Origin of the sequence: Nocardioides rubriscoriae (assembly GCF_008087085.1) — a bacterium.
Lineage (GTDB): Bacteria > Actinomycetota > Actinomycetes > Propionibacteriales > Nocardioidaceae > Nocardioides > Nocardioides rubriscoriae.
Genome location: NZ_VIYJ01000005.1, coordinates 66,089 through 81,766, shown reverse-complemented (window position 1 = coordinate 81,766; position 15,678 = coordinate 66,089). Strand labels below are relative to the sequence as shown.

The following is a 15,678-nucleotide window of genomic DNA, read 5'->3' as shown; positions in this document are numbered from 1 at the left end:
AGGGTTGCGGTGTGGCGCGGGTGACGGCAGTGGTGGTGACGTTCGACCGCCTGGCCCTGCTGCAGCGCCTGGTGTCCCGGCTGCGCGAGGTGCCCGAGGTCGGTGAGGTCCTCGTCGTCGACAACGCCTCGACCGACGGCACCGGTGCGTGGCTGCGCACGCAGGACGGCGTCGACCGTGTGCTGTCGCGCACCCTGGCCGACAACAGCGGCGGTGCCGGTGGCTTCGCCGACGGGCTCGCCTGGGCGATGGGGCGCGGCGCCGACCTCGTCTGGATGATGGACGACGACGGCCTGCCCGACCCCGACTGCCTGGCCCGGCTCCTCGAGCGCGACGGCGAGCTCGACTTCTGGGGCCCGGCGGTCCTCGCCGAGCAGGACCCCTCCCGCCTGTGCTTCCCGATCCGGCTCCCCGGCGGCACCACCGTCGTGCACCGGATGTCGGAGGTCGAGGCGGCCGCGCGCGACGGCCTGGTGGCCGGCGTCGTCATCCCGTTCAACGGGGTGCTGGTCACCCGCGACCTGGTCGAGCGGATCGGCGTGCCCCGCGCCGAGTTCTTCATCTGGGGCGACGACGTCGAGTACCTCTGGCGCGCCGAGCGGGCGGGGGCCCGCATCGCCACCGTGGTCGACGCGCACTTCCGGCACCCGGCCACCGACGACCTCGGCACGCCGATGATGCGCGGGCGCACGACCTACAACCACACGGCCAGCGACCTCAAGCACTACTGCATGGCCCGCAACAACACCGTCAACCTGCGCACCTACCGCGGCTGGCCCCACGTGCTGATGTTCTGGGTCAAGACCGTGTGGTTCTACCTGCTGACCCGCCGCCAGCCCGGCCGCGTCGCGACGAGCGCGCGGGCGGCGGCGGCGGGGCTGCGCGGCGACTTCACCGGCCACCGCAGGTACCTCTCGTGACGCCGGAGACCGTCGCCGTCGTCGTCGTGACCTTCAACCGCGCCGACCTTCTGGCCCGAGTGCTGGCAGGCCTGGCCGCCCAGACCCGGGTGCCCGACCTCGTCGTGGTCGTCGACAACGCCAGCACCGACCACACCCGCGACGTCCTCGACGCGGCCCCGGCCGGCCTGGCGCTCGAGCGGGTCCACCTCGACGACAACACCGGGGGAGCCGGCGGCTTCCACGTCGGGACGCGCACGGCCTACGAGCGGGGCCTCGACCGGATCTGGCTCATCGACGACGACGTCGTGCCGGCGCCCGACTGCCTGGCGGTGCTGATGGCGCAGGACGAGGCGTGCCTGACCTCGGTGCGCGAGGACCTGTCCGGGGCACTGGTCGAGAAGGCCGCCACCCGGTTCGACCTCGACAACCCGCTGGCCATCAAGCCCAAGACCGGCATGGTCGAGACCGACTACGGCACCCGGGCGGCGATGCCCGAGCGGGTCGAGGTCGAGAACGTCGCGTTCGAGGGCTTCCTGGTGCGCCGCGAGGTCGTCACCCGCATCGGTCTGCCCGACCCGGCCTTCTTCATCTTCTACGACGACGCCGACTACGCCATCCGGGCCCGCCGGGCTGGCTACCGGATCTGGGCGGTGCGCGACGCGGTGCTCGTGCGCCAGCTCGCCTTCGACCAGCAGCACGACCTGGCGGGGTGGAAGGGCTACTACATGTACCGCAACCTCTTCGTGGTGCACCGGCGCTACGGCGCCAACGCCCTCGTGCGCCTCAAGCCGTGGCTGATCGCGCTCGTGGTGGTGCTGCTCAGCCCCGTGCGCGGGGGCCGGGGCGAGGCCGGCAACGTCGTGCGCGCGGCGCGCGACGCTCGCGCGCTCGCGGTGCTCTCGCCCGAGGCCCGTCCGCTCAGGCGGTGACGAGCTCGTCGGCCTCGCGCCGCAGCTGCGGCCGCAGGCCGACCCGGTTGCCGGTGGCCAGCGCCGCGGCCCACACGGTGACCGACCCGACGGCCGCACCGGCGAGCACGTCGACGAAGTAGTGCCAGCCGAGGTAGATCGTCGCCAGCACGGTCAGCCCGAGGAAGACCCACGAGACGACCCGGATCCAGCGGGCCAGGCCGACGTACTGGACGATCAGGCAGATCGTGACCATGATCCCGACGTGCAGCGACGGGAAGGCCGCGATCGTCTGCAGCGTGCCGGACCCGAAGACGTCGCCGAGCACCTTGACCCGGTCGTCCCACAGCGAGTCGGCGAGGATGGTGTTGTAGGTGCGGGGCAGGTCGGCGAACTCGGCGCGCTGGGCGACGGTGTAGACCGGGCCCGTCGACGGCACCAGCAGGTAGACCACCGCGCCGAGCATCCAGTCGAAGGCGACCGCGGTGACGTACCAGGAGCCGGCGGTGGTGCGGCGGGTCCAGACCAGTGCGATGGCGATGCTGATCGGGACCAGCCCGATCCACACGAAGTAGACGCCGGAGAAGAAGTGGGCGGCCCAGCCGGTGCCGAACAGGTCGTGCAGCACGACGGCGGGGTCGTGGCCGAACCACAGCGTGCGGTCGAGCCGGCGCAGCTCGTCGTCCCAGTTGTTGCTGTTGACGAACGGGACGAAGCTCTTGAGGTTGCGGAAGGTCGCGTAGGTGAGGTACCAGGCCCCGACGCCGCCCAGCGCGAACAGGCAGTGGGCGCGGGTCCAGCGCTCGCGCATGATCGCGCGGAAGGTCTCGCCGTAGGTCGACAGCCGGCCGCGCGCGCGGAGGACCAGGCGGGGCAGCACGTCGAGCAGGACGGCGCCGAACACGATCGCGGGGAAGCGGACGTAGCCCGGGATCAGGCTGTCGGGGTCACGGATCGGGAGCTCGGCGACGACCGAGAGGACGACGGTCGCGACGGCCATCGCGATGCCCGCGGCCCAGGCGTAGCCGAAGTTGCGCTCCAGCGCGCCGCGCAGGCCGTGGTGCGGTCGAAGGTCCTCCATACCACCAAGCCTAGAACGAGCAGATGTCTTTCCCGTATTCGCAAAGCCGGGATCGGGGGAGTGTGATGCGATCGGGGCGCGGCGGTTTCGGGTAGGACGCCCGAGGATCCGTAGAATCACCCTTTGTGTCTGCTGCCACCCCCAGCGCCGTGCCCGGCGTCCCCGACTCCCTGCCCGACCTGGTGGTCGTCGGCTCGGGATTCTTCGGGCTGACCATCGCCGAACGCTGCGCCGCCGACCTGGGACTGAAGGTCCTCGTCATCGAGCGGCGCTACCACCTCGGCGGCAACGCCTACTCCGAGATCGACCCCGAGACGGGCATCGAGGTGCACAAGTACGGCACGCACCTCTTCCACACCTCCAACCAGCGGGTGTGGGACTACGTCAACCGGTTCACCACCTTCACCAGCTACCGCCACCGGGTCTTCGGCAAGTACCAGGGGCAGGTCTACTCGCTGCCGATGAACCTGGGCCTGATCAACCAGTTCTTCGGCAGGAGCCACACCCCCGCCGAGGCCCGCGCCCTCATCGCCGAGCAGTCCAGCGAGATCGCGACCGAGGACGCCACCAACCTCGAGGAGAAGGCGATCAGCCTGATCGGGCGTCCCCTCTACGAGGCGTTCATCAAGGGCTACACCGCCAAGCAGTGGCAGACCGACCCGACCAAGCTGAGCGCCGACATCATCACGCGGCTCCCGGTGCGCTACACGTTCGAGGACGGCTGGTTCAACGACACCTACGAGGGGCTGCCGACCGACGGCTACACGGCCTGGCTCGAGCGGATGGCCGAGCACCCCCTCATCACCGTCCAGCTCGACACCGACTGGTTCGACGTCGCCGACCACTACAAGGGCAAGGTCCCGGTCGTCTACACCGGCCCCGTCGACGAGTACTTCGGCAACTCCGAGGGGCGGCTGTCGTGGCGCACGGTCGACCTCGAGCGCGAGACCCTCGACGTCGACGACTACCAGGGCACCGGCGTCGTCAACGCCAACGACCAGGACGTCCCCTTCACCCGCGTGCTCGAGTTCAAGCACCTGCACCCCGAGCGCACCTACCTGCCGGGCAAGACGATCGTCGTCCACGAGTACTCCCGCTTCGCCGAGGACGACGACGAGCCCTACTACCCGATCAACACCGCCGAGGACCGCGCCAAGCTCCTGAAGTACCGCGAGCTGGCGAAGAAGGAGCCGATGGTGCTCTTCGGCGGCAGACTGGGCACCTACAAGTACCTCGACATGCACATGGCGATCGGGTCGGCGCTGTCGATGTACGACAACAAGCTGCGTCCGCACTTCGCTGAGGGCGCGCCGCTGACCAGCGGAGGAGTGGACGAATGAGCACCACCACGACGGTGAGCGAGACCGTGGACCAGGCCGCCCCCACGGCCCGGCGGCTCCTGCAGCGCCAGATCATGCCGACCGACCGCGACTTCGACGTCCTGGCGCTCTACGTCGACCCCGAGCCGGCCGTGCTCGACGCCGACAAGTACGAGATCGGCAGCAACAAGAACGCGCGCGAGCTCAACGCCGCGACCATGCGCAAGGGCCTGACCACCGGCGCCGCGATCCACCCCGACCAGATCGAGTCGCGCACCGCGCTGCGGGTCGCCTCGGGCGAGAAGCTGTCGTTCGGCACCTACTTCAACGGGTTCCCCGCCAGCTACTGGCGCCGCTGGACCGTCGTCTCGGAGGTCCGGCTGGCCGTCACGGTGCGCGGGGCCGGGGCCACCGTCATCGTCTACAAGTCGATGGCGCGCGGCAACAGCCAGCGCGTCGACTCGGTGTCGACCTCCGGCGACCAGCCCGAGACCTTCACCTTCGACCTCAGCCTCAAGCCGTTCGTCGACGGCGGCTGGTACTGGTACGACGTCGTCGCCGGTGACGGCGACGTCCTGGTCGAGAGCGGGGAGTGGACCGCCGAGGTGCCGGCCGACCGCGCCGAGCACGGCACGGTCGACCTGTGCATCACGACGATGAACCGGCCCGACTTCTGCGCCAAGCTGCTCGCCCAGGTCGGTGAGCGCGAGGCGCTCAAGCCCTACCTCGACACCGTCTTCGTGATGGAGCAGGGCACCCAGAAGGTCGTCGACTCCGAGGAGTTCCCCTACGCCGAGAAGGTGCTCGGCGACAAGCTGCGCATGATCGAGCAGGGCAACCTCGGCGGCTCCGGCGGCTACGCCCGCGGCCAGCTCGAGTCGGTCCGCAAGGGCACCGCGACCTACGCGATCATGATGGACGACGACGTCGTGTGCGAGCCCGAGGGCATCGTGCGGGCCGTCACCTTCGGCGACCTGTGCCGCCGGCCCACCATCGTCGGTGGCCACATGTTCAACCTCTACGCCCGCTCGCGGATGCACAGCTTCGGCGAGATCATCCAGCCCTGGCGCTTCTGGTGGCAGTCGGCGCCCAACGTGTTCGTCGACTGGGACTTCGCGGCGCGCAACCTGCGCTCGACCCGCTGGCTGCACCAGCGCGTCGACGTCGACTTCAACGGCTGGTTCATGTGCGCCATCCCGCGCGTCGTCCTGGAGGAGATCGGCCTGTCGCTGCCGCTGTTCATCAAGTGGGACGACTCCGAGTACGGCCTGCGCGCCAAGGCGGCCGGCTACCCGACCGTCACCTTCCCGGGGGCCGCGGTGTGGCACATCCCGTGGTCGGACAAGAACGACGCGCTCGACTGGCAGGCCTACTTCCACGTCCGCAACCGCTTCGTCGCCGCGCTGCTGCACTCGCAGTACCCCAAGGGCGGTCGGATCATCCGCGAGAGCCGCAACCACCAGATCGCCCACCTGGTCGCGATGCAGTACTCCACCGTCGAGATCCGCCACCAGGCGCTGCTCGACGTGCTCGCCGGTCCGCACCGCCTCCACGAGGTGCTGCCGACCAAGCTGGCCGAGGTCAACGCCTTCCGCAAGCAGTTCACCGACGCCCGGCTCGAGGCCGACCCCGACGCGTTCCCGCCCGTACGGCGTACCAAGCCGCCCAAGAAGGGCCGCGACGGCACGGAGGTGCCGACCGGGCACCAGCTGCGTCGTACCGCCCTGCTGCAGCCGCTGCGCCAGCTGATGCCGCCGCGCCCGCTCTCGCGCCAGCACCCCGAGGCCGAGGTCCGCGCGATCGACGCCAAGTGGTACCGCCTGGGCCGGCTCGACTCGGCCCTGGTCTCGATGAACGACGGCACGTCGGCCGCGCTCTACCAGCGCGACCCGGCCAAGTTCCGCGAGCTGGTCGCCAAGACCTTCGAGGTCCACGAGCGGCTGCGCCGCGAGTGGCCGCGGCTGGCCGAGGAGTACCGCGCCGCGCTCGGCGACATCACCTCGCCCGAGGCCTGGGAGCAGACCTTCCGGCCCTGGACCGAGGCCGACGCCGAGAGCAGCGCCCCCGAGGGGCAGGACGCCCGATGACCGACCTCGCAGCCGACCCGGTGTCGCAGGCGCCCGTCGACGAGGCCGACCTGCCGCCGCTGGTGGCGCCGTCCTCGAGGACCGGCCTCAAGGCCGTCGTCCAGCGGCGCTACCTGCTCAAGCTCCTGGTGCGTCGCGAGATCAGCGCGCGCTACCAGGGCTCGGTGCTGGGCCTGATGTGGTCCTACATCAACCCGCTGTCGCAGTTCTGCATCTACTTCTTCGTGATGGGGGTGATCTTCAACCTCCACAAGAGCATCCCCAACTTCGCCATCCACATCTTCTCGGCGATCGTCATCGTGCACTTCTTCACCGAGACCATGGGCGCCGGCACCCGCTCGATCGTCCGCAACCGGCAGATCGTGCAGAAGATGGCCATGCCGCGCGAGATGTTCCCGGTCGCGACCATGCTCACCTCCCTCTACCACGTCGGGCCCCAGCTGGTGATCCTCGTCGTCGCCTGCGGGCTGAGCGGGTGGGTGCCCGACGCCTACGGCATGGCGTCGCTGGTGGTCGGGATCGCGATCATCATGCTGCTCGGCACGGGCTTCGCGCTGCTGCTCAGCGCGGCCAACGTGTTCTTCCGCGACGTCGGCAGCGCCGTCAACATCTTCATGAACCTCATCCGCTTCGGCGTGCCGATGATCTACAGCTACGAGATGGTGCAGACCCGCTTCGGGTCGTTCGCCCAGTACTACCTCTACAACCCCATCGCCGACGCGGTGCTGCTGTTCCAGCGGGCGTTCTGGGTCGGCACCGTCGACCCGAGCAACCCCCAGCAGCCGGTCATGCCCGAGCACCTGCTGGGCTGGGGGGTCTCGATGGTGGGCGTCAGCATCGTCGTCCTCGGCATCGGACAGGTCATCTTCAGCCGGCTCGAGGGCAAGATCCCCGAGAGGCTGTGACCTGCTGATGGTTGATTCGATCCGGGTGGAGAACGTCACCAAGACCTTCACCAGGCGCTACCAGCGCACGCTCAAGCAGATCACGGTCGCCAAGACCCGGGGGCAGAAGACCCTCGACGAGTTCAACGCCATCGACGACGTCTCCTTCACCATCGAGCAGGGCGAGTCGATCGGCCTGATGGGTCTCAACGGCTCGGGCAAGAGCACGTTGCTGAAGATGATCAACGGCGTGATGCGCCCCGACACCGGCTCGATCCTGACGCGGGGGACCATCTCCGGGCTGATCGCGACCGGTGCGGGGTTCCACCCCCAGCTCAGCGGGCGCGACAACCTCGTCCTCAACGCCGCCATCCTCGGGATGAGCGAGAAGGAGACCAAGCGCAAGTTCGACGCGATCGTCGACTTCGCCGGCCTCGAGGACAAGCTGGACGGCCAGGTCGGTCACTACTCCTCCGGCGAGAGCGCACGGCTCGGCTTCGCCATCGCCATCCACGTCGACTCCGACATCTTCCTGGCCGACGAGGTCCTGGCGGTGGGCGACAAGCCGTTCCGGGCCAAGTGCATGGAGCGCATGCTCGAGATCCGCGACTCCGGGCGCACCCTGTTCTACGTCTCGCACTCGGCGGCCACGGTGCGCCGCATGTGCACACGCGTGCTGATCCTCGACAAGGGTCGGCTGGTCTTCGACGGCAAGCCGGCCAAGGGCATCACCTACCTCGGCTACGACGAGGACGAGACCGAGAACCCGATCGACCTCGACGAGAACGACATCGGCGCCGACATCTGACCTCCGCAGCCGACCCTCACCGCCGACCCGTCGCGAAAACGCGACGGGTCGACGTGTTTTGTCGCCGACCCGTCGCGTCGACGCGACGGGTCGGCGTTCCTCTACAAGAATTTCCACAGACATCGGCGTGTCGGCTGGAAATTACAGGTTTGTAGTTACTCAGTTCCTCTTCCCAGGCCGTGTGACTGATGTGAAAGTTGCTTCTCGTGTGAATCTTCCCCTCGCACTGGAGCTGACTTCGAATGCCTTTCTTCCCCCCTGCCCACACGCCCTCCGACAGGGCCCCGCGCCGTCGTGACGTGCGTCCGCGGTTCGTGACGACCTGCCAGCAGCTGCTGGGCCTCGGCGTCATCCTGGCGGCGCTGACGCCGGCCTCGCGGATCGTGTCGATCGACTTCGCCTCGCCCGACGGCCAGGCCGCCCCGGCGCCGTCCAGGGTCGGCACGGCGCCCGCCGCGCTGCCGCCGGCCTCGATGGCGGCCTACGTCGAGGCGCAGAAGGTGCCCTCGCTGGTGCCGACCAGCGTGGTCGACCCGAAGGTCACGGAGGTGAGCCTCACGGCTCCCGCCGGGGCCCGGATGCTGCCCGGCGCGCTGGCGACCGCCAGCTCGAAGGTGTCACCGCGCGGCGTCCAGCGGCTGGTCAGCGACCCGCAGCGCGTGACCGGGTACGGCGCGGTCGGGCTCACCTGGCAGCACGGCGACGTGCTGCGGACCGCCGACATCAAGGTCAAGGTCCGGATGAAGGACGCCGGGCGCTGGTCGGGCTGGACGCGGATGTCCTACAGCGACGAGCACGGCCCCGACCCCGACAGCGAGGAGGGGCGCCACGCGCGTCCCGGTACCGACGAGCTGCTCGTCGGCGACGTCGACGAGGTGCAGGTCAAGGTGGTCACCACCCGGGCGGCCCCGCCGGACATGAAGCTCGCCGTGATCGACCCCGGCACGCCGAGCACGTCGGCCAGGCAGCTGCCCGCGATCGACACCGCGACGCTCGACTCCGGCCACGACGCCGTCCCGGCGGTCGCGCCGGTCCAGCAGACCTCGGCCGGCGACGTCCGGCTCGCGGCCGCGGCGTACACCCCCAAGCCGGTGATCTACTCGCGTGCCCAGTGGGGCGCCGACGAGCGGCTGCGCGACAAGGGCTCGCTGCACTACTACGAGGTGCACGCCGGCTTCGTGCACCACACGGTCAACGCCAACGACTACGCGCCCGAGGACGTCCCGGCGATCCTGCGCGGCATCTACGCCTACCACACGCAGTCGCGCGGGTGGTCCGACGTCGGCTACAACTACCTCGTCGACCGGTTCGGGCGGATCTGGGAGGGACGCGCCGGTGGCGTCGACCGCCCCGTGGTCGGGGCCCACACGCTCGGCTACAACGACGACTCGTTCGCGATGTCGGCGATCGGCAACTTCGAGGAGGCCAAGCCGAGCAACGCGATGGTCGAGGCCTACGGCGCACTGTTCGGCTGGAAGCTCTCGCTGCACGGCGTCGACGCCTCCTCGACCAAGCAGTTCGTCACCTCCCGCACCTTCCAGGCCATCAACGGCCACCGCGACGCGGCGTCGACCGCCTGCCCCGGCAAGTACCTCTACGCCAAGATCCCGCAGATCCGGATCCTGGCCAAGCGGGCTCAGGCGACGTTCGCGGGCCGGCAGCTGGAGTCCAACCTCGCCGGGGTCGACCAGCCCGACCTCGTCGTACGACGCGCCTCCGACGGCCAGGGCTTCGTGATCCCGTTGCGCAAGACCGCCACCGGCTACGCCCGCGGCGTGCCCCGGCCGATGGACCTCGACCTGTCGACCCAGGACCGCATCTTCAACGCCGGCGACTGGGACCGCGACGGCACGTCCGACCTGATCACGCGACGTGCCTCGAACGGCACCCTCTACTTCCGCCCCGGCCTCGGCAACGGACGCTTCGGACCGGCCGTCGAGCTGGCCCGTGACTTCGGCAAGGTGGGCCTGCTGGCCGCGGTCGGCGACATGACCGGCGACGGCTGGCCCGACCTCATGGGGCAGCCCGCCGGTGGCGACATGCGCATCTATCCGGGCCGCGGCACCAAGGGCCTCGGGGCGAGCTACGTCGCGTTCAGCGCGCTCAAGGCCTCGCAGCAGATCCCGGTCGGGCTGTGGGACGGCGACGGGGCCCCGGACAGCATGTTCCGCACCGGCTCCAAGCTCACGCTCTACCCGGGCAACGGTCCCGGTGGGCTGACCGGCGGGCGCGTGCTGAGCCTCGACCTGTCGCCGTACGACCAGGTCATCGGGGTCAGCGACATGGACCTCACGGGCCACCCGGACCTGCTGGCCCGGGTGCGCGCGACCGGCAAGCTCGTGGTGATCCCCGGCACGGCGACCGGCTTCGGCACGCCGGTCGTCGTCGGCGGGGGCTACCAGTACTTCGACCTCTTCGGCTGATCGGGCCGGCGATGACGTCTGGTCACTCAGGCAGGGAAGCGGGCGGTAGCGCGCTCGGCGGCGTAGGTCGCCTCGAGACGCTCCCGCGCGGCCCGGGTGACCAGGACCAGCGAGCCCCTGCGTAGCAGCGGCTCGGTGAAGGAGGCGATCCCCGGTGGGGAAGCCGGGTTCGCCTCCGAGAGGAGGCGGCCGCCGTCGGTGACGAGAGTCCCGGCGGCGGCCGCCGTCCACAGCACCTCGTGGGTGACGGGGGAGCCGTCCAGGTCGTGGGCGACGTCGTCGCCCGTGGGCGGGTCCCACGCGGTGAAGGCGTCGGGCTGCGACCAGATCTCGACGCCGACGTCGTGGACCCCCGGCGGCACGCCGTCGGTGAACCGCACGCCCATCGGCGTGAGGGCGCAGGCCAGCACCACGACGTCGTCGGACCGCGCGGCCCAGTGGTCGAGGGTGTCGGGCCCGCAGACCACCGCGTCGGGCGTCTCGGACCGCGTCACGACCAGCCCCGCCGTCCAGGCCGCGCCGAGGAACACCGGCCCCAGCCAGTGCGTCGGCAGGTCGACCCGCAGGCTCTGGCCCTTCTCGAGGTCGAGCTCGTCGACCAGCAGGGAGGCGGCCTTGGCCACCCAGTTGCCGTACGTCGTCACCGACAGCTCCACCCGCTCGTCGGTCCGGCCGTCGTAGAAGGTCACCAGCGGGCGGCCCGCGTCGGCGCGCAGCAGGTCGGTCAGGACGGCGCTGAAGGTGGTCACCGGTCCAGTCTGGCGGCCCGGTCTTCCGGACCGGTGTCGGGGCGGCGCCGCCAGTCACTACGCTCCCGGCATGAGCGCTCCCTCCTCGGTCCCTGACCCCATCGACGGGCTGTGGGCGGTGGTGCCCGCCGGGGGCGCCGGCACCCGCCTGTGGCCGCTGTCGCGCTCGTCGTCCCCGAAGTTCCTGCGCGACCTGACCGGGAGCGGCCGCTCGCTGCTTCAGGGCACCCACGACCGGCTCGCCCCGCTGGTCGAGGACCGCTTCCTGGTGGTCACCGGACGCGCGCACCGCGACGCCGTGGCCGCACAGCTGCCCGAGGTCGACGAGGCGGCGATCGTCGCCGAGCCGTCGGCCCGCGACTCGATGGCCGCGATCGGCCTGGCCGCCGCGATGCTCGAGCGCCGCGACCCCGACGCCGTGATGGGCTCCTTCGCAGCCGACCACGTGATCGCCGACCCGGCCGCCTTCGGTGACTGCGTCCGGACCGCCGTCGGGGCCGCCCGCGACGGGTGGCTGGTGACGATCGGCATCGAGCCGACCTTCGCGTCCTCGGCCTTCGGCTACATCCACCTCGGCGACGACCTCGAGGGCCACCCGGGCGCCCGGTCGGTCGTGGAGTTCGTGGAGAAGCCGTCGGTCGACGTCGCCGACGGCTACCTCGCCACCGGACGCTACCGCTGGAACGCCGGCATGTTCGTGGTGCGGCCCACCGTCCTGCTCGACCTGCTCGCCGAGGGCGACCCGGCCTTCGCGGCGGCGCTGCGCGCGATCGCCGCGGCCCCCGAGACCCTGGAGGAGGCGTGGGGCCGGCTGCCCCGCATCGCCCTCGACCACGCCGTCGCCGAGCCGGCGGCGGCAGCCGGCCAGGTGGTCGTCGTACCGGCGGCGTTCGGGTGGGACGACATCGGTGACTTCGACTCGCTGGCCACGCTGCTCGACGACCCCGACCGGGCCTCGGTCACCGTGCTGGGCGACGACTCGCTCGTGCAGGCGCTCGCGGCGACCGGCCTGGTAGTGCCGGCCGGTGGCAAGGTGGTGGCGGTGGTCGGCCTCGACGACGTGGTCGTGGTCGACACCCCCGACGCGCTGCTGGTGACCACCCGCGCTCGCGCCCAGGACGTCAAGGCGATCGTCGCGGCCCTCAAGCAGTCCGGGCGCGCCGACCTGACGTGACCCGAGCCCGACCCCGATCCCTTAAAGGGCGTTCGCCTCGGGGGCGTCGGTGTAGGGGTACTTGTCGAGGAAGGCGACCAGGGCCCCGCCGGACACGTCCGAGCAGTACTGCCAGACACCGGTGGAGGTGGTGGTGTTACCCATCCAGTGGGTGAAGGCGACGTGCTGACCACTGGGGAACTTCTTGCCGCCCTCGTCGTCGCTGGTCCAGGGGGCCGCGATGAACTTGTTGCGGAAGTTCAGGTTGTCGCCGGACTCCTTGAACTTGCGGGCGATCGCCTTGACCTGGGCGAGCTGGGTGGAGCTGTCGGCGATCGTCTCGTCGTACCACAGGATCGTGTAGCCGTGCTCGAGGTTGTGGACCAGCGCCTCGAGCGGCGGGCGGTCGCTGGCGTCGTAGAACTTGTCGGTGAAGGTCGCCGGGGCCAGGCCCAGGACGTTCCAGTGGGCGCCGAACGCCGGGGGAGCGGTGTCGTAGTCGACGGTCTGGGACTGGTCGACGTGCGTGCCGACGTCCTTGCCGGCCTTGGTGACCGGGTCCTGGCAGACCGAGGCGGCCGCGCCGATCTCGTCGATCGGGGTGTCTGCGTAGGACTCCTCGTGGAACCAGCCGTTGACGATCGGCACCACGGGGATCGCGATGATGCCGAGGGCCAGCACGACGGAGACCGCGACGATCAGGTTGCCACGGCGCTTCTCGGCCGACTTCTGCTTCTTCAGGGTCTCGTCGATCAGCCGCTGACGCTCGGTCTTGACGGTCTTGGACGGCTTGGCCACGCTCGGCTTACCTCTTCCGGGGGTTCGGGGAACGGACAGAGTCTACGGAGTGGACCTGGCAAAGCGCAGATCGTCGCGGTGGTCGCCGCACTGGTCGCCGTGGGGGTGCGGCGCCGGCAGCCAGCCGTGGGCGAAGGCGAGCACCGCGACCCGGGGGTCGGTGTCGCCGGGCGCGGCGACCGTGTCGTCGTCGACCACGACCAGCCGGACCTGCAGCACGCGCTCGACGACCTCGACCAGCTCGGCGGCGGTGACCGGGGAGCCGAACGGGAGCGCGTCGTCGGGTGCGGCACCGATCGCGCGGACGACGGCCTCGCGGGCGCCGTACCCGAACAGGTCGCCGCCCTCGGGCCGGACCAGCGCGACGGCGCCGGGTCCGTGCTCCCCCGGGGGGAGCACCAGGTCGGCGCGTCCGCGCACGACCGCGAACGGGCGGGCGCCGAGCTTGCCCTGCGCCAGCTCGGCCAGGCCCGCGATCTCGTCGGCCACGGCGGGTGCGGTCACCGCGAGCTCGTTGCCGTGGGCGTCGACGCGACCCGCGAAGTCCTCGGCCACCAGCAGCCCGGCCGCACCGATGGCGATGTCGGTCTGGCCCTCGCGCCAGGCGCGGCCGGCGGTGTCGGTGACCACGACGCCGACGTTGCGCCCGGTGCGGGCCAGCAGGTCCTCGCGCAGGCGGCGTGCCGAGGCGTCGGGGTCGAGGGGGAGCAGCACGGCCGAGCCCAGGGCGACGTTGGAGGCGTCGATGCCGGCCGCGGCCAGGGTGAGCCCGTGGCGGGTGCGCACGATGGTCGTGGGGCCCCGGCGGGCGACCACCCGCGCGGTCTCGGCGGCGAGGTGGTCCTCGCGGGCGCCGTTGACCACGCGGCCCTCGGACTTGCTGACGACCTTGCTCGTGACCACGACCACGTCGCCGTCGGCGAGGTCGACCAGGGGCAGCAGGGCTGCGACGAGGTCGTCCTCCGGCCCGATCTCCGGCACCCCGTCGGGTGCCGTCGCGCTGACCGTCACTCGTCGCCGCCCGCGCCGGCACCCGTCACGAGGGTGATGGCGGCCGCCGCCATGGCGGCCGTCGCGTCGACGTCGCTCATCATCAGCGGCACGGCGGCGCACGCCAGGCCGCCGGCGCGCACCCGGTCGACCTGGTCGGCGTCGCGATCGTCGACCAGCCAGCCGTCGAGGACGCCGTCGTCGCCGGTCGAGCGGGACCCGTAGTGGAGGCCGACCGCCCCGGCGCTGACCTCGACCCCGATCGACGTCAGCATCTGGTGGGCCATGCCGCGCACGTGGGTGCCGCCCACGATGGGGGACAGGCCGACCACCGGCGCGCGGGTCGCCCGCAGCGCCTCGCGGACGCGGGGGACGCCGAGGATGGTGCCGACCGACACCACGGGGTTGGACGGCGGCAGCACGACCAGGTCGGCGTCGGTGATCGCGTCGACGACCCCGGGCGCGGGGGTGCTGGACTCGAGGCCCACCACGACGACGGCCTCGGCCGGCACCGCGGCACGCAGGCGCACCCAGTACTCCTGGAAGTGCACGACCCGACGTCCGCTCGGCGTCGTCTCGTCGGCGATCGCGACGTGGGTCTCGACCCGGTCGTCGGTCATCGGCAGCAGGCGCACGCCCTCGCCGTAGCGGGGGGCCAGCCAGCGGTTGCACAGCGCCGTCGTCACGTCCGACAGCGAGTAGCCCGCGTCGAGCATCTGGGTGCGCACCACGTGGGTCGCGATGTCGCGGTCGCCGAGCCCGAACCAGGTCGGCTCGACGCCGTAGGCCGCCAGCTCGTCCTTGACGCTCCAGCTCTCGTCACGACGTCCCCAGCCCCGGTCGAGGTCGATGCCGTCGCCGAGGGTGTACATCACGGTGTCGAGGTCGGGACAGATCTTGAGGCCGTGCATCCACAGGTCGTCGGCGGTGTTGGCGACGACCGTGACCCGGGCGTCGGGAGCGACCCCGGGGAGGGAGCCGGAGGCGATGCCGTGGAGCAGCCCCTGCAGGAAACGGGCGCCGCCCATGCCGCCGGAGAGCACGGTGATCTGGGAGATCGACATAGGCCTACTCTGCCGGGTCGTCCCCACTGGTCCGGACCGGGGGAGGCGATCTGTGGTGCATATCAGAGTTCCGCTTGACTTCCGGGTATGACAGGCATGTAATTCTGACAATGTTGTTTGGGGGACGATGACGGGTCGAGAGGTCACATCATGAGGGAGCTGTTCCTCCTGGAAGCCCCAGGAGACGAAGACGAAGCAGGGTGGCAGGAGCGCGCGTTGTGCGCGCAGACCGACCCCGAGGCGTTCTTCCCTGAGAAGGGCGGATCGACGCGCGAGGCCAAGAAGGTCTGCCTCACGTGCGAGGTGCGCGACGAGTGCCTCGAGTCGGCGCTGATGAACGACGAGCGCTTCGGCATCTGGGGCGGGCTGTCGGAGCGGGAGCGCCGCAAGCTGAAGAAGAGGGTCGTCTGACCCAGCCGCACCACAGCACGAGGGAGCCCCGACCGACGACGGTCGGGGTCCTCGTGTTTTTGCCGCCGACCGCGGGCCACGAATCGGCCCGCTCCGCACCG

General features: G+C 70.9%; 14 protein-coding genes. 9 read left to right on the top strand and 5 right to left on the bottom strand.

The window, feature by feature from the left end; genetic code table 11:
* The first annotated feature begins 11 nt into the window (after positions 1-11).
* Positions 12-920, top strand: a complete 909-nt coding sequence (locus FZC61_RS10050) for a glycosyltransferase family 2 protein (protein WP_148614040.1) — start codon at positions 12-14, stop codon at positions 918-920.
* Positions 917-1,831, top strand: coding sequence for a glycosyltransferase family 2 protein (locus FZC61_RS10045; RefSeq protein WP_148614039.1), 915 nt, complete (start codon positions 917-919; stop codon positions 1,829-1,831). The genes FZC61_RS10050 and FZC61_RS10045 overlap by 4 nt, the downstream gene beginning before the upstream one ends.
* Here FZC61_RS10045 and FZC61_RS10040 read toward each other — a convergent pair.
* On the bottom strand, positions 1,821-2,891 hold the full coding sequence (locus FZC61_RS10040; RefSeq protein ID WP_148614038.1) for a phosphatase PAP2 family protein: 1,071 nt from the start codon (positions 2,889-2,891) through the stop codon (positions 1,821-1,823). The genes FZC61_RS10045 and FZC61_RS10040 overlap by 11 nt on opposite strands.
* A gap of 125 nt (positions 2,892-3,016) precedes the next feature.
* Between FZC61_RS10040 and glf the strand changes: the two genes are divergently transcribed.
* From glf to FZC61_RS10015, 5 genes are all read left to right on the top strand, one after another.
* Positions 3,017-4,231 (top strand): UDP-galactopyranose mutase, encoded by a 1,215-nt coding sequence (gene glf / locus FZC61_RS10035; protein ID WP_148614037.1) that lies wholly within the window; start codon positions 3,017-3,019, stop codon positions 4,229-4,231.
* A complete protein-coding gene (locus FZC61_RS10030; protein WP_148614036.1) occupies positions 4,228-6,297 on the top strand; it encodes a glycosyltransferase in 2,070 nt (689 codons plus the stop codon). Before glf ends, FZC61_RS10030 begins: the two co-directional genes overlap by 4 nt.
* Positions 6,294-7,202: an ABC transporter permease gene (locus FZC61_RS10025; protein ID WP_148614035.1), complete on the top strand. Its 909-nt coding sequence runs from the start codon at positions 6,294-6,296 to the stop codon at positions 7,200-7,202. The genes FZC61_RS10030 and FZC61_RS10025 overlap by 4 nt, the downstream gene beginning before the upstream one ends.
* A 7-nt stretch (positions 7,203-7,209) precedes the next feature.
* Entirely contained in the window at positions 7,210-7,989 is a 780-nt protein-coding gene (locus FZC61_RS10020) for an ABC transporter ATP-binding protein (protein WP_148614034.1), read from the top strand.
* A gap of 299 nt (positions 7,990-8,288) precedes the next feature.
* Positions 8,289-10,412, top strand: a complete 2,124-nt coding sequence (locus FZC61_RS10015; protein ID WP_148614033.1) for an N-acetylmuramoyl-L-alanine amidase — start codon at positions 8,289-8,291, stop codon at positions 10,410-10,412.
* Positions 10,413-10,438: 26 nt separating this feature from the next.
* On the opposite strand, the gene FZC61_RS10010 is transcribed toward FZC61_RS10015, so the two are convergent.
* Complete coding sequence (locus FZC61_RS10010) at positions 10,439-11,161, bottom strand: TIGR03089 family protein (protein ID WP_148614032.1); 723 nt, start codon at positions 11,159-11,161, stop codon at positions 10,439-10,441.
* Positions 11,162-11,231: 70 nt separating this feature from the next.
* Between FZC61_RS10010 and FZC61_RS10005 the strand changes: the two genes are divergently transcribed.
* Positions 11,232-12,335, top strand: a complete 1,104-nt coding sequence (locus tag FZC61_RS10005) for a mannose-1-phosphate guanylyltransferase (RefSeq protein ID WP_148614031.1) — start codon at positions 11,232-11,234, stop codon at positions 12,333-12,335.
* A gap of 21 nt (positions 12,336-12,356) precedes the next feature.
* Here the strand turns inward: FZC61_RS10005 and FZC61_RS10000 are convergent, their stop codons facing one another.
* Genes FZC61_RS10000 through cofD form a run of 3 tightly spaced genes read right to left on the bottom strand, consistent with a single transcriptional unit; the run spans position 12,357 to position 15,166 of the window.
* Positions 12,357-13,112 (bottom strand): DUF3105 domain-containing protein, encoded by a 756-nt coding sequence (locus FZC61_RS10000; RefSeq protein ID WP_148614030.1) that lies wholly within the window; start codon positions 13,110-13,112, stop codon positions 12,357-12,359.
* Between the two features lie 42 nt (positions 13,113-13,154).
* Complete coding sequence (gene cofE, locus FZC61_RS09995; protein WP_148614029.1) at positions 13,155-14,123, bottom strand: coenzyme F420-0:L-glutamate ligase; 969 nt, start codon at positions 14,121-14,123, stop codon at positions 13,155-13,157.
* Complete coding sequence (cofD, locus tag FZC61_RS09990) at positions 14,120-15,166, bottom strand: 2-phospho-L-lactate transferase (RefSeq protein ID WP_148614028.1); 1,047 nt, start codon at positions 15,164-15,166, stop codon at positions 14,120-14,122. The genes cofE and cofD overlap by 4 nt, the downstream gene beginning before the upstream one ends.
* 150 nt (positions 15,167-15,316) lie before the next feature.
* Here cofD and FZC61_RS09985 point away from each other — a divergent pair, with 150 nt between their 5' ends.
* The gene (locus FZC61_RS09985) at positions 15,317-15,577 is read left to right on the top strand and encodes a WhiB family transcriptional regulator (RefSeq protein WP_148614027.1); all 261 of its coding nucleotides are present in this window, start codon (positions 15,317-15,319) and stop codon (positions 15,575-15,577) included.
* The last annotated feature ends 101 nt before the right edge of the window (positions 15,578-15,678 follow it).